Source organism: Salegentibacter salinarum (assembly GCF_900168115.1).
In the GTDB taxonomy this organism is placed as follows: Bacteria; Bacteroidota; Bacteroidia; order Flavobacteriales; family Flavobacteriaceae; genus Salegentibacter; species Salegentibacter salinarum.
This window is the reverse complement of record NZ_FUZC01000007.1, coordinates 35,690-49,334: the sequence shown is the minus strand read 5'-3', so window position 1 is coordinate 49,334 and position 13,645 is coordinate 35,690. Positions and strand designations below refer to the sequence as shown.

The following is a 13,645-nucleotide window of genomic DNA, read 5'->3' as shown; positions in this document are numbered from 1 at the left end:
ATTTAGTTATCTCGTGGGGAAACCATCTTTTCCCCTATTTCATTAAATATTTTTTCCAATTCATCTACCCGGTGTACACATGTATGCTTCTCCTTAATTACCTCAACTCCATTTTCAGATAGACTTCCTGCTAGCTGAGCACTTTTTATGACCTCGGAAATTCTGTACGCCATCTCGTCTCCATTTTTAACCATTAGGTAATCTTTTCCGGACGTAAATAAGCCTTCTACATCTTTCCACGGGGCTGAAATTAGAGGAATACCACAAGCAAGGGCCTCAAAAGGTCTAATAGTGGGAATCCCAGGCAACATTTCTACATAAGGCCTTCTTGGTACATGCACAGTAAGTTTATATTTACTGAAAATTTCCGGTACCTTGTAATTAGGCAACCATCCACCATATTCAATTCCTGCATCTTCCAGTGCTTTAATTGCATGTTTTGGATATCTAACGCCATAAACCTTTGCTTTTATTCCCAGCTCCTTTACAGGATTGATTAAGAATTCCATCAATTCATCTTCACGTTCGTCGTCTCCCCAATTTCCTATCCACACGAGATCACCTTCCTTATCTTCATCCCTATTGGGTTTAAAAAGAACCGTATCTGCCGCTTCATGCCAGGTCCATATTTGCTTTGCCCACTTCTTTTCTTCGTAAATCTTTTTAATAATATCCCCGAATACAAGAGCACCGTCATAATTTGATAAATCTATTTCGTCTAAACTTTCAGGATCAGAAACTGCTCGGTGATGGGTGTCGTGGAATAAAAGTCGAAAACCTTGCGTCTTTTTCTGCTCGCCTATAGTCTTTATAAGATTTTTATCATTCCATTCATGCACAATCACATAATCGGCTCCTTCCAAAGCAGTAGTTAAATCTGGCTCAGCAGGATCGTAGTAATTAGTTTCCAGGCCTGGATAATATTCTTTTAGTTCCTGTAACTTTTCGGCGCCGTGATCTTGAATTAAATTTTCAAGACTCCATCCATTTTGTGGCTCGTAAACCTGAACATCGTAATTTTTATTTTTAAATTCCCTGACTATCCCTCTTAAAAAATGGGCATTACCATGGTTCCAATCAGAATAAAGGGAATGATAAAACATGACTAATTTCATAAGTTTAATTTTAGTAATTGATTGACTTTATTCAGCTTTTTATAAATATCGAGATACGTCCTGGTACTTTTTTCAGAAGAAAATTTATTACTTCTATTGTATGCTACCTTACCAAGATGCTGCCTGTATCGAGAGTTGGCTATAAGTTTATTCAGTGCCTCTAAAGCTTGAACGGGAATACGTGGGTCAAAAAATATTGCAGCATGAGACCAATTTTCTTTTAGAGTATCTATATTACTAATAACAAGAGCACAGCGTGATCTTGCAGCCTCCAATATGGTTAATCCAAAAGGCTCATATAATACCGGACTAAAAAATATAGCGGATTTGGACATCCATTTCAACAACTCTTTCTGCGGAAGCCTACCGAGAAAAATGACATTTTCAATGTTAAGCTTTTCCCCGTTATTAGGATGTTCATTGGAGCCCGCAACTACTACTGGATAGGATAATTTCGGGGCTATAGTTTCCAAAAGTTTTAAATTTTTAGCATCGTCCCAAATCCGCCCGGCACAGAGTATAAATTCCTGCTTATCTTCTTCCGGATAATTGTAATCTGTGGCATTTGGAATACAAATTCCATGGAAATCATTACCATAGAGCTCCCTGGCCGATTTCAAAATAGATTGGGTTGGTCCTACCACAATATCTGCATTCTTCAGAGAAGCTTGAACTAATTCCTTATATCTTAGCCATTCTTCAGGAGCAGGATTTCCTTTAACCGATTCCCACCAGCTTAGTACGCAAGAGTGATAAACATTTACGATAGGAGTTAGAATGTTTTCTAAATCCATAAAATTACTAAGGTGAATAACATCAGGTTTATGAAGTTCGCAAAGTTGCTTAACATAGATATGCGCCTTTTCAACATCCTCCCAAGGGTTTTCCATCCATTCCAGTTTGTAGGTAGTAGGGTAATATTTCAGATTTTCTATAGCCTGTACTTCATCCAACTGATCGGAGGAAGGATTACCTCCAAAAGATAATAGGATTACCTCTGTACCAAACTTACTAAGGTACTGACATAAATGCATGGAATAAACCCATACTCCTCCAATGGTATCGGTAGTCATTAATATTTTTAACTTGCTACCTTCCATAAATCCTATCGATTATTGCTGCGTTCATTACAAGTTGTTCTGCAAAAGGTTTATCGTATGTTTTTCCCTCGATAAGACTATCTGCCCATTTTAAAGCAGCTTTGCCTCCCCAAAGATCTGGTGGTTCCACCAGGGTTTCTGTTGTGGTGTTGTTTAATTTTTCAGCAGTAAAATCATAAAAAGAACCATTAACATTTTTAAAAGCTACCCCACCCTCACTTCCATAAAAACTAGCTTCTATTATTGCTTCTTTTCCGGCGGGAAGATTCCACGAACATTGTAGGTTAATTAATGTTCCGGTTTCAGCAATCATACTTACTGAAGCAAAATCTTCTACTTTTCTATCATCTGGCTCCAGAATTTGACCGTTGGCAAATAGGTAACTTTTTACCTCTTTTATTTCGCAAAAATTTAAACCAAGTAGAGCGATATCTATTAAATGGATACCTAAATCTATAATACAACCCCCACCTGATTTCTCATATTGATAAAACCATGATTTATCTGGACCGTAGGCATTGTGAAAAATTAAATTGATTTGCCTTAATTCACCGATTTCGCCATTTCTAATTACCTGTAATACTTTCTTAAAAGCATCAGTATACCGATAAGACAAGTCTACAGCAAGATTTTTATTAGCGGTTTCCGCAGTTTTTAAAATTTCAGAAACTTCTTTTTCAGTTCTACCTAATGGTTTCTGACAAAAAACTGCTTTACCAGATTTTAGCGCATTGATAGATTGTTCTTTATGCATTGCACTTGGAGAAGCGATTACAATACCATCTAAATCAGGATAATTATATAAATCTTCCGGGGAATTAAGACTTTTTGCTTCGGGTACAACTTCATGTACTCTTTTTATATTCTCTTCTAATGGTTCATAAAAAGATGTAATGTTAATCCCATCAAATGCATTCAAAGCTTTTAAACGATCGAGACCAATCCATCCCACGCCTAGGAAACCAAGGTTTATTTTCTGATTAACTGGCCTAAACATCTTCAGCCTTTTTATTTATTAATAAAGCTTTAATAAAACCCTCTGGTCTTTCTTCCATAAGTTTAAAAGCCCTATCAGCCTGTTGTAGCGAAAACCGATGTGTAAAAAGATGGAAAGGCTTCAGGTTTCCTTTTTGGATTTCGTCAAGGGCCATTCTTATTCCCTCTAAGTAGACAGGAATTTCCCGTTCGTGGGCATTTATCATATCTATCCCACGCCAGTTTAACATTTGCATATTCACGGAACGAAAACCACCCTGATGAAAACCTGCTACTATGAGTTTCTTTTTTACCCCAGTAATTTCGATTGCGGTATTTAATGCATTTTCTTTTCCCGTGCATTCTATCACTCTATCACATAATTGATCTTTGGTGATTTCCTTAACTTTAGCAACAACATCTTCAGTCTTATCTAATTTTATCAGGTAATCTGCACCCTCTTTTTTTGCCTCAGTAAGAGAAGATTCGCTTCGGGAAACTCCTATAACTTTTGCTCCTCTGGATTTTGCCAGCTGAACTAACATAAGACCTAAAAATCCACAGCCAACGATAGCTATTACCTGTCCTTTTTGGATATCACTCCTTGTATATATATTCGCTACACAGCCCAATGGTTCACCGGGAAAAGGTTTATTTTTAATAAAATTCGGGATTTTTATCAGGTTTTGTTCCGGTGCATAATCATATTGAGCAAAGGAATTAAAAGACATACCAGTAACGCGGTCTCCAATTTCTAAATTTTTTACTTCAGGACCAACTGCATCTATAAAACCCCATCCTTCATGCCCGGGATTACCATCTTCTACAGGATAATTAAACCAAGGTCTGCCTTCCCATATCGGCTGGCTTGAAGCGCAAACTCCACAACCTTCAAGAGCGATTCTTACCTCGTTTTTTTTAGGTTGACGATAAGTAACTTCTTGTAGTTGAAATTTTTTAGGAGCTTCAAGGGATAGGGATTTTCCTTTTACCTCTACACATTCAGTTTTTTTATCTATTACTTCAGTGGTTTTATTGCTGAACATCTATTAATTTTTTTGTTGATATTTTAGTCTGTTTTTTAAAGCTTCTATTTTTAGTTAACCAGCGTGTCAAGTTTTCAATACCCTTATCTACCTCAACTTCAGGTTTCCAACCCGTAGCATCTTGAAATTTCTGAGTATCTGAAACATAATAGAGTTGATCTCCCTGTCTCCATCTATTGAAAGAAAGATCTAACGAGGATCTTGTAATCTTCTGGATTTTCTTTAATAGTTCAATAAGACTTACCGAATTATGAATTCCTCCACCTATGTTAAAGGCCTCCCCGGAAAGTTTTTCAATATTTTGAGATGCTAACATAAAGGCATCAACGAGATCATCTACATAGAGTATATCTCTTACTTGTTTACCGTCTCCATAAATTGTAATATCCTTACCTTTGAGAGCACTAATTAAAAAATGTGCTACCCAACCCTGATCTTCTGTACCAAATTGGTGAGGACCATAAATACAGCTCATCCTAAACACAACACATTTAAGATCATAAGTTCTTGTATAATCTAATATATACTGATCTGCGGCTCCCTTTGAACACCCATACGGGCTATGAAAACTTAGCGGCTGTAACTCATTTATACCATTTTTAGCTAAATCAGAATCTTTCGGATAATACCTGGTTTTAGACTCTTTGAATTCTGAATTACTTAAATCTCCATATACCTTATTGGTTGAAGTAAAAAACAACGGGGGCTTTTTCTCCGATTTTCTAATGGCTTCCAAGAGTTTTATAGTTCCTTTCAAATTAACATCAAAATCTGTTTCGGGCTCTTCAATGGAAGTTGTAACAGCTACCTGCGAAGCAAAATGATAAACTTCATCTGCCATTTCTATACACTTCTTTAGCAAATATTCTTCATTTATATCAGCTATTTGAACCATCAACTGTCTTCCGTAATTGTGCTTTAGCTCTTTGAGGTTCTTTTCTACACCATCACGAACAAGTGCATCATAAATCATTACTCGTTTACCAGATGAGAGAAGCCTTTCGGCTAAGTTGGTACCAATAAAACCTGCTCCTCCCGTAATAAGGATAAAAGGACCCAGCTTCTCTACATCATAGAATTTCTGAATATAATTTAAGTCCCCTATTTTTCCCAGTCCTTCTTTTTCTAAAAGTTTGTACAACAATTTTGGAGTAAAGCTTTTAGTTTTCAACCCAAAATAATATTCTCTTTCATCTAAGTGAAAACCACCCACAGTAGCGTTTTTTGGATCTAAATCCTTAAGGCTATACCAATAAATTCTGTCAGCGTCACAATTCAGTACTTTGACAAACTCATCATATTGCTTTACCTGATCGTTTTGCCAAGTGGAAAAACCAACTTCTGAAATCCACAGTTCTTTCTGAAGCTTAAAACGCGATAATACCGCTTTTACCTCTTTAATATTTGTCTCCCAACCTTGCCATTGCTGATCGAACACGTGTGGAAAACCGTGAATACCCACAGCGTCAATATTTTCAAGGGTGCCTTTTTCTATAATCATTTGCAGCCAATTGGGATCTATAGGACTCATGCCTCCCAAAACGGTTTTTTTCCCTTTCTTTTTGGCCCAATAAGCCGCTAATTGAATCATCTCAGAGAACTTATTCCAGGAAAAATCCAGGGTATAATCGTATTCAATTTTATTATTGGGTTCGTTCCATAATTCAACCCAATCAAAATGATTCCCATAAGTATCTATCATCAGTGAAGTAAAATCAGAATATGATTTAAGGTCTTTAGGTGGAGAAGATGTTTTGGGGGCTTCTCCAATTGAAGGAGGTGTATAGAGAAAACAAGGTAAAACTTCAAAATGTTTACTTAACTCTGGTATCATCCAATCGTACCATTCTTTGGTTCCTTCAACATGCCAATCGGCCCATGAGATACCGGTCCTCAAATGTTTTATACCAAGACGGTTTAAATCGTTTATTGCAGCTTTTACCTCTTTATACTCTCCAGGTCTAAACCATTCAAGTATTCCTAATTTTGCACGTTCTTTTGTTGCTATCTCCTTCATGATTTAATTTTAAATGGTTAATCCTCGTTTTGATAACTCCTGGTTAGCTTTTTCAATAGAGTCATTGGCAATCTGATGCTCTAACCACTGGGAAAGCTCTAAAAGTCCATCGTCAAAATTTTTCTGCGGTTCAAATGATAATAATTTTCTGGCTTTTGATATATCCCCGAAACAATGACGAATGTCTCCTACCCGGTATTCTCCACTTATTTCTGGTTTTATTTCTTTACCCATTACATGGGCTAATTTCTGGGCTACAAAGGAAATCTTATATTGTTTTCCACTTCCAATATTAAATACCTCTCCATTTGCTTTTTCGCTTTCCATAGCTAATACGCACGCTCTTGCTACATCACTTACGTGAATAAAATCTCTTTGTTGATTTCCGTCTTCAAAAATGACCGGAGGCTTATTATTGATAAATCTTGATGCAAAAATTGCCAATACTCCTGTATATGGATTTGATAACGCCTGCCTTGTACCATACACATTAAAAAACCGGAGTGCAGTGGTAGGTATATTATATGCTTCACCGGTAATAAGACTTAATCGTTCCTGATCGTATTTTGATAAAGCATAAACAGAAGATAAAGCAGGAACTTTATTCTCTGAAGTTGGTACAGGCTGAAGTTCCTGCCCGTCGTTATATAATTCCCATTTTTTATTTTTTAAATCCGAAACATAACGCTTACTGTTATGATGAATTGTTCCAAACCCATCCTGATAAGCACCTTCTCCATAAATACTCATGCTGGAAGCTGTTATTAATTTCTCTACGCTAGAGTCTATTAAACATTCCATAAGAATTGCTGTTCCCAAATTATTTACATCAGTATATTTTCTTATTTCATACATGCTTTGTCCAACTCCTACCATTGAAGCTAAATGAAAAACTATTGAAACATCTTGAAGGGCTAATGAAACAATTTCTTTGTCCCTTATATCACCAATAATAAGTTCTACATCTTTATGTAGGTAATTTGGTCTATCTCTTTTTTCTCCATGAACTTGTGGAGAAAGACAATCTAGGGCTCTAACTTCATATCCTTCTTTTAGGAGATCATCAGCAAGGTGAGAACCAATAAATCCGGCTCCTCCGGTTATTAAAACTTTTTTAGACATAATTTTAGTTCTATATATTAAAATGATTGTTTTACAGGTCTAGTTATTATTTTATTTATAGCAGTATCTTTTTTCTTAGTGAGGGCGTAAATGAGGTCATCAGCAATTTCATCAGGTGAAATTGCACCCATGTTAAGGTTTTCCACAGAAGTAAAACCAGAAATTTGATTCTGAAAAAACCTGGTATCAGTTATTCCGGGAACAATAGTGGTCACACGGACAAATGGAACTACTTCCAAGCGTAAGGTATCGGCAATGATTTCCAGTGCAGTTTTTGTTGCCGAATAGATTCCTCCGTAAGGATGAGGTTGGTGAGCAGCTACAGACGATATTATTACCACATCTCCAGCTTTCTTTGACATCATCTGGGGCACAAATTTTCTTATAAAACGTAAGGGCGCCATAAGGTTCAGATTAATGATCTCCTGCCATCTTTCAGGATCTCCTTCCGTAAGTTTTTCTTGTATACCTCTGCCGGCATTAAGTAGAAGAAGATCAAAAACACCGAATTCCTTTGCTATTTTAGGAAGAGCTAATGCAATTTCTTTTTGATCTTCTAAATCTATGTTCAAAAAAGAAATATTCGGATGCGATATTTCCGGTGAAACCTTATCTACAATCACGATATGATTGTGGGAGTAAAGTTTTTTTACAATAGCTTTTCCTATTCCGCTAGATCCTCCCGTTATTAATACTTTTTTATTTCTGACAGACATATTTCTTTTTTTATAGAGCTCTTCTTCAATTATCTAGAAATGCTACTAATTTAAAATTAGAGGAGCTTCAGCAGAACAGGCTTTAAAGTTTTTTTAAACAATTGTTAATTCTTTCGACAATGTTTAAGCCCCAATACTAGGCTCCTGACGTGCTTTTAGTCATAAGATGTTAAACCAAGCGGTGCTAAACCAGTATTAAAAGGTTAAGATTATTAAAACGTAAAAATGAAGAATTCAAATTGTTTTAATTTTATATAAAAAGGTTCCTTCGTGTTATAAAAAAGGATATTTAATATTAACTTTTAAAATTGTAAGAAAATGAATTCTAATCTAAATTTTGAGACATTTAAACAAGAGGCACATGAATATATTAATGATCTGGCAACGGAATTAGAACATCCCGAAGAAAAGGAAAGAGTATTAAGAATATGGAGGTCCGTTATGTTTACCATACGGGACAGAATTGATTTTAATGAAGCTTTTCTCCTAATGCAACCTTTACCCACAATATTACGAGGAATCTATATTGAAAGTTGGGAGTATTCCAAAAAACCCAAACTTGATTATTCTACTTTAGAAGAAATGAAATCGGAAGTAAAGAAGAATCAAAGGAAAAAAGGAGAAAAAGATTTTCCCTGGAAGTTATCTACTGAGGAGATTATTACTATAACTATTAAATCATTAAACAAGTATATTTCCCTCTTCCAAATTACAGATATCATAAATCAAATGCCTGGGGAAATAAAGACTTATTTAAATCAAAAAATAAAGGCCGAATAAACCTTTGATTAAACTCAAAGATATCTATGATGGATTTTGGATTTTGTTTGAAAAAAACACTACTACTATTTATTAATATAAATCTCTGATAGACTATTCATCTATACTTTAATTATGAGGTAGTCTTACAGAAGATGTTGAAAATGTTTGGAATTCATTTTGAACTGATACTGAATAATAAAGATGAAACCTATTGGTATAAAGAATACAGAATATATTCAGAGGATGGTTCATTAGCTTTCTTAGTAGATAGATGATAGTGCGGGACAAAAACGGTAGTCCTATTCGAAGTGTAGGATCCGCTTTGTATGTTACAACTTCCAGACAACAAATTAAAAAAATCAGAAAACAAAATAAAAAACTTCGTGAAATAGCATGGATGCAGTCACATTTGGTTCGAGCTCCACTTACATCAATTATGGGTCTAATTTATCTTGCGAAGGAAACCGATAAGAATGAAGAATCATTCGAAGAAATCCTGGATATGCTTTCAGAATCTGCCGAAGAGTTAGACAAGATTATTCTTGATATCGCACATAAGACAGAGAAATTACAAATAAAAAGTCCTAGAAACTAATTTTTACAGTTTCTATTGTAATTTATATCGTCTAAACAAAATTAAGGGTTTATTAACATTATTATATTAGAATCTATTAAAATTTTGTTGGCTTAATATCGTTTAAGCCCTTTAATAAAAGGGGAGATTTAAAAACAGGTTAATTAACTTTTCTTCAAAGTTCACATATAAATTTTCATTTAATTTAGGATTGATAACCACTAAATTATTTAAAATTGAAAAATCTTGAACTTAAAGAACTGGAAAAAATCTATAAGTGGAATTTTAAATGGGGAATGTTTTATAAACAATGTATACTATCTTCCAAAAAACCATATATAAAAAATCTTTATAAGAAATTAGTTTGTCAAAAAATTTCATTTCACAAACTTTTAATGGAACAATTGTTGAAAAAAGTAGATCAGAAATATCTCCAAAAACTGGATCGGGAGTGCAAGAATGAGCTCAGAGAAATACATCAAAAATACCACCCAGACTTAAATAATAAACATAGTTTAATGTGCTGCCAGATTGAAAAAAAATTATATTCAGCGTATTGTGAGTCCTTGCGAAAAATTACAGATGGAAAAATTCGTGCTTTAATATTAAATCAAAAGTATCAAATAAAATTACTACAACATGAAATGGAAAAAATAGAAAAATATTTAATTTAAAAAAGAAAAGCCACATATGGATAGTGGTTTCTCCTTTATGTGGCCAATTGCTGTTTATTCTAATTAGGTCAGGAAAATAGAAATTATAAGTTCGTTTGCTTAGCTACCTTTTGCGTTCATCTTTTGGAGTAATTCACCCGCCTCATCAAAGAAATTTTTAATTTTATTATTAGATTTATCATTTTTATTTACGCTTATTTCTTCAACAGTTTTTTCTAGTTCTTTCGTATCGATCGCTCCTTCAAATGAACCGCTATTAGAACTATCTTTAAAAGCATTTAATAGTGTAACGAAATCTGTCTTACTAATACTGTAATTCTCGGCTTCATTAATATTAGTTAGCTTTTGGAGTTCATTACTGGAATTTACACCTGCTGCTTCATTTTTTTCGGAAATAGCTGAAGCTAATAATTTAAGTGCCTTTTCCGGATCTGGATAATCTGCAGAGCGTTCTTGAGATATATAGTTTAAATATTCTCCTACTGCATTTTCAGGATAAGCATCATCACCGGCTGTTTGTTTTTGATGGCCTTCAATACGGATATCCTGGTCATCTTCATCTTCAATATTCCCCTGCTGATTATTGTTACAACTGTAAATTGGTACGAATAACAGGACGCACATCAACAATTTAAATACTTTTTTCATAATATACATTTTAGTTAATATTTAATATTTAGATTTTAAGCAATGGTGATTTTGGAATCAAGATAAATATCCTGTACCAGATTCAAAATTTCAACTCCCTCTTTTAAAGGCTTTTGAAATGCTTTTCTTCCCATAATCAAACCTGAACCTCCTGCTCGTTTATTTATAATAGCAGCCGTTGCTGCCTCCTTTAAATCAGAACCACCCTTGGAAGCTCCACCTGAATTAATAAGCCCAATTTGTCCCATATAACAATTAGAGACTTGCCACCTACATAAATCAATCGGATGTTCTGTTCCTAAAGCATCATACATTTCATCATCAAATTTACCCGAATTAAGGTCACGAAATCCATAATTAAGAGTGGGAAGCTTTTGTTTGATAATATCAGCTTTAATAGTGACCCCTATGTGATTAGCCTGGCCAGTGAGATCGGCTGCAGTGTGATAATCGGCATCATCTCTTTTAAATTGTTTATTACGGATATAACACCATAGAATTGTAGCCATTCCTAATTCATGGGCCTTTTCAAATGCCATAGCAATTTCCTGAATCTGCCGGTCACTTTGTTCCGACCCAAAGTAAATTGTAGCTCCAATTCCGGTTGCGCCCATATTCCAAGCTTCTACTACAGAACTAAATTTAATTTGATCATATGTATTGGGGTAAGTCAAAAGCTCATTATGATTAATCTTAACAATAAATGGAACCTTATCTGCATATTTTCTAGAGTGCATGGCTAAAAGGCCTTTTGTACTGGCCACGGCATTACACCCACCTTCTAAAGCTAATTTTATAACATTTTCTGGATTAAAATAATCCTGGTTTTTATAAAAAGAAAATGCTGCGGAATGTTCTATTCCCTGATCGATAGGAAGTATGTTTAAATATCCGGTTCCTTTCAATCTTCCGTTATTATATAATTGGGATAAGCTTTTAAGTACTGGTATACTTCTATCAGAATTTCTAAAATTATCTATAATGGAGGGACCCGGAATTGTCAAGTTATCTTTCACAATCTTTTTAGAATGATGACTAAGGTAATAATCGGCATTATTGCCTAATAATTCCTGTATTCGTTCAAATGCTTCCATAATTAATTAGTGGATTGTTTAAGATATTCCCGCTTATTTTTATTAATATTCAGATCCATATGCTCTTCAGACAAAACAAGATTTTGCAAAAATTTAAACACTTAAATGTATAGGGTATAATATCATCCCAAATATTAAGTATTCATTTCATTAAAATTAATGAAATTAAAAAGGTTCATTCTCCGGTTTAACAGACTATAACATGATGAAAACTTTATTATATTAAAGAAAACAAAAACTTTATTCAGAAGATGGCTCTTGCATTGTAAAACTTCCTATTTGTAAATAAGCTAATTATAACCTCCCCTATCCCTAAGAGTAAAAAAGGAATAAAGATTTCTTTTTGAAAACCAAAAACCCACGGAGATAAGGCCAGGAAAAACCCAATAATTATATCTATGATTAAATGTAATTTGAAACTAATTAGACCAGCAATACCCATTTCATAGTCTGTTAGTATGCTGTATAAAATAGTTCCTATTCCAAATCCTAATAAAATCCAAGAGGGTAAATAATAGGTTTTTGAAAATATTAAAGGAATTAGTATTAATAAACCTCCGATGAGATAATCAAGGTAACCGTGAACTCTGGGTGGTATCATATAAAGAGGGATTTTACTTAAACAAAAAGATATGAACTCACAATCGTACCTTTAAATACGATTTTGGTTTACTCTAAATTTAAAAATGAGTGAACATTTTTTGTATTAAAAAGAGGCCAAACCTTTATTAAAACTGAATTAACAAAACCCTCATGAGAATGCCAATTAATATCTAGTGTACTCTTTACTATCAGTACTGTAGAATTATTCCGTATGTTAAAAACAAGTTTTAAGAAAAGGTTTTTTTGTTAAAAAAACTTTAATCGCCAAACCTACATTTTTATAGTAATACAAACTTTCTAGACCACCTCTCCTGCGAAAGTTTATTTTAATTAGGAAATTGCTATAACAAACAGCCCTAAGAGGATTGTTATGATTCCTATCATCCTGTTTCTAAAATTATGCTTTTCATTAAGAAAAAAGAATGCAAAAAGGATTATAAAAAGTGCGCTAGCTCGTTTAATAGAAATTACATAAGCCACCAGAATAAATTGAATAGCATACATTTGAGTAAGTACACTAGTACTCTTAAACATACCAACTAAAAGTAAACCTACTTTTCTATTTTTAATTTGCTTGAGAGGTCTTTTAGATTTAATTGCCAAAATTGGTATAAGATAAAAAAGGATCAGAAAATCTTTTGAAAATGCCCAGAATACAGGGGAAGTCTCCTCTACTCCTATTTTGTCAATATTTGCCGTTATACTCCATAAAAAAGCAACGATCAACATATACCGGCTACCCTGATTTTTTACTACGGAGACAAACGGCGCAAAAATATTTTTTTGATTTGAATCTAGATTAGAAATATATGTCCCTGTCACAATTAAAACAATACCTAGTATCCCCAACGCATTGGGAAACTCTCCAATCATTATTGGAGATGTAATCAACATAAACAACGGGGTGAGAGTTATAAGAGGAACGGTAACTGAGAGTTCCGATCTTTTTATAGCTTTAAAATATAGCAATATAACAATAAGTTGCAGGATTGAACTGGCCAGAAGCGCCAGGAGGAATTTACTGGACATTACCTCTATCCCAAGGTATAGAACGATAGGTACAAGAAGGATACTTTGAATTAAGTGTAATGAAAATGCAGCTGTGTACTCGTCAATATGATGTAGATTGTATTTGCTAGCTATATCCTTTAAAGCTTCAGATATAGCTGTCATAAAAGCTAATAAAAATCCTAACATCC

General features: G+C 34.1%; 14 protein-coding genes. 3 read left to right on the top strand and 11 right to left on the bottom strand.

The annotated features are described in order from the left end of the window. Positions 1-2 precede the first annotated feature (2 nt). Genes B5X53_RS09885 through B5X53_RS09855 form a run of 7 tightly spaced genes read right to left on the bottom strand, consistent with a single transcriptional unit; the run spans position 3 to position 8,091 of the window. Positions 3-1,115, bottom strand: coding sequence for a CgeB family protein (locus B5X53_RS09885; protein ID WP_079713067.1), 1,113 nt, complete (start codon positions 1,113-1,115; stop codon positions 3-5). Next, entirely contained in the window at positions 1,112-2,215 is a 1,104-nt protein-coding gene (locus tag B5X53_RS09880; protein ID WP_079713066.1) for a glycosyltransferase family 4 protein, read from the bottom strand. The genes B5X53_RS09885 and B5X53_RS09880 overlap by 4 nt, the downstream gene beginning before the upstream one ends. After that, positions 2,205-3,212, bottom strand: a complete 1,008-nt coding sequence (locus B5X53_RS09875; protein WP_079713065.1) for a Gfo/Idh/MocA family protein — start codon at positions 3,210-3,212, stop codon at positions 2,205-2,207. Before B5X53_RS09875 ends, B5X53_RS09880 begins: the two co-directional genes overlap by 11 nt. Beyond that, complete coding sequence (locus B5X53_RS09870; RefSeq protein ID WP_079713064.1) at positions 3,205-4,236, bottom strand: MDR/zinc-dependent alcohol dehydrogenase-like family protein; 1,032 nt, start codon at positions 4,234-4,236, stop codon at positions 3,205-3,207. Before B5X53_RS09870 ends, B5X53_RS09875 begins: the two co-directional genes overlap by 8 nt. Continuing rightward, positions 4,223-6,253, bottom strand: coding sequence for an SDR family NAD(P)-dependent oxidoreductase (locus B5X53_RS09865; protein WP_079713063.1), 2,031 nt, complete (start codon positions 6,251-6,253; stop codon positions 4,223-4,225). Before B5X53_RS09865 ends, B5X53_RS09870 begins: the two co-directional genes overlap by 14 nt. A 9-nt stretch (positions 6,254-6,262) precedes the next feature. Next, a complete protein-coding gene (locus B5X53_RS09860) occupies positions 6,263-7,375 on the bottom strand; it encodes an NAD-dependent epimerase/dehydratase family protein (RefSeq protein WP_079713062.1) in 1,113 nt (370 codons plus the stop codon). A gap of 17 nt (positions 7,376-7,392) precedes the next feature. After that, complete coding sequence (locus B5X53_RS09855; RefSeq protein WP_079713061.1) at positions 7,393-8,091, bottom strand: SDR family oxidoreductase; 699 nt, start codon at positions 8,089-8,091, stop codon at positions 7,393-7,395. 318 nt (positions 8,092-8,409) lie between these two features. Between B5X53_RS09855 and B5X53_RS09850 the strand changes: the two genes are divergently transcribed. From B5X53_RS09850 to B5X53_RS09840, 3 genes are all read left to right on the top strand, one after another. Continuing rightward, on the top strand, positions 8,410-8,871 hold the full coding sequence (locus tag B5X53_RS09850) for a DUF2267 domain-containing protein (RefSeq protein WP_079713060.1): 462 nt from the start codon (positions 8,410-8,412) through the stop codon (positions 8,869-8,871). A gap of 379 nt (positions 8,872-9,250) precedes the next feature. After that, entirely contained in the window at positions 9,251-9,448 is a 198-nt protein-coding gene (locus B5X53_RS19030) for a histidine kinase dimerization/phospho-acceptor domain-containing protein (protein ID WP_159447902.1), read from the top strand. Positions 9,449-9,663: 215 nt separating this feature from the next. After that, positions 9,664-10,101 (top strand): hypothetical protein, encoded by a 438-nt coding sequence (locus tag B5X53_RS09840; RefSeq protein WP_079713058.1) that lies wholly within the window; start codon positions 9,664-9,666, stop codon positions 10,099-10,101. A 99-nt stretch (positions 10,102-10,200) separates the two neighbouring features. Here B5X53_RS09840 and B5X53_RS09835 read toward each other — a convergent pair whose 3' ends face one another. The 4 genes from B5X53_RS09835 to B5X53_RS09820 all read right to left on the bottom strand — a co-directional run bounded on the left by B5X53_RS09835 (position 10,201) and on the right by B5X53_RS09820 (position 13,643). Next, positions 10,201-10,749: a hypothetical protein gene (locus tag B5X53_RS09835; RefSeq protein WP_101023140.1), complete on the bottom strand. Its 549-nt coding sequence runs from the start codon at positions 10,747-10,749 to the stop codon at positions 10,201-10,203. Between the two features lie 35 nt (positions 10,750-10,784). Beyond that, complete coding sequence (locus B5X53_RS09830) at positions 10,785-11,843, bottom strand: class I fructose-bisphosphate aldolase (RefSeq protein WP_079713056.1); 1,059 nt, start codon at positions 11,841-11,843, stop codon at positions 10,785-10,787. A gap of 244 nt (positions 11,844-12,087) precedes the next feature. Then, a complete protein-coding gene (locus B5X53_RS19725; RefSeq protein WP_079713055.1) occupies positions 12,088-12,444 on the bottom strand; it encodes an SPW repeat domain-containing protein in 357 nt (118 codons plus the stop codon). Between the two features lie 332 nt (positions 12,445-12,776). Continuing rightward, the gene (locus B5X53_RS09820; RefSeq protein ID WP_079713054.1) at positions 12,777-13,643 is read right to left on the bottom strand and encodes a DMT family transporter; all 867 of its coding nucleotides are present in this window, start codon (positions 13,641-13,643) and stop codon (positions 12,777-12,779) included. Positions 13,644-13,645 lie beyond the last annotated feature (2 nt).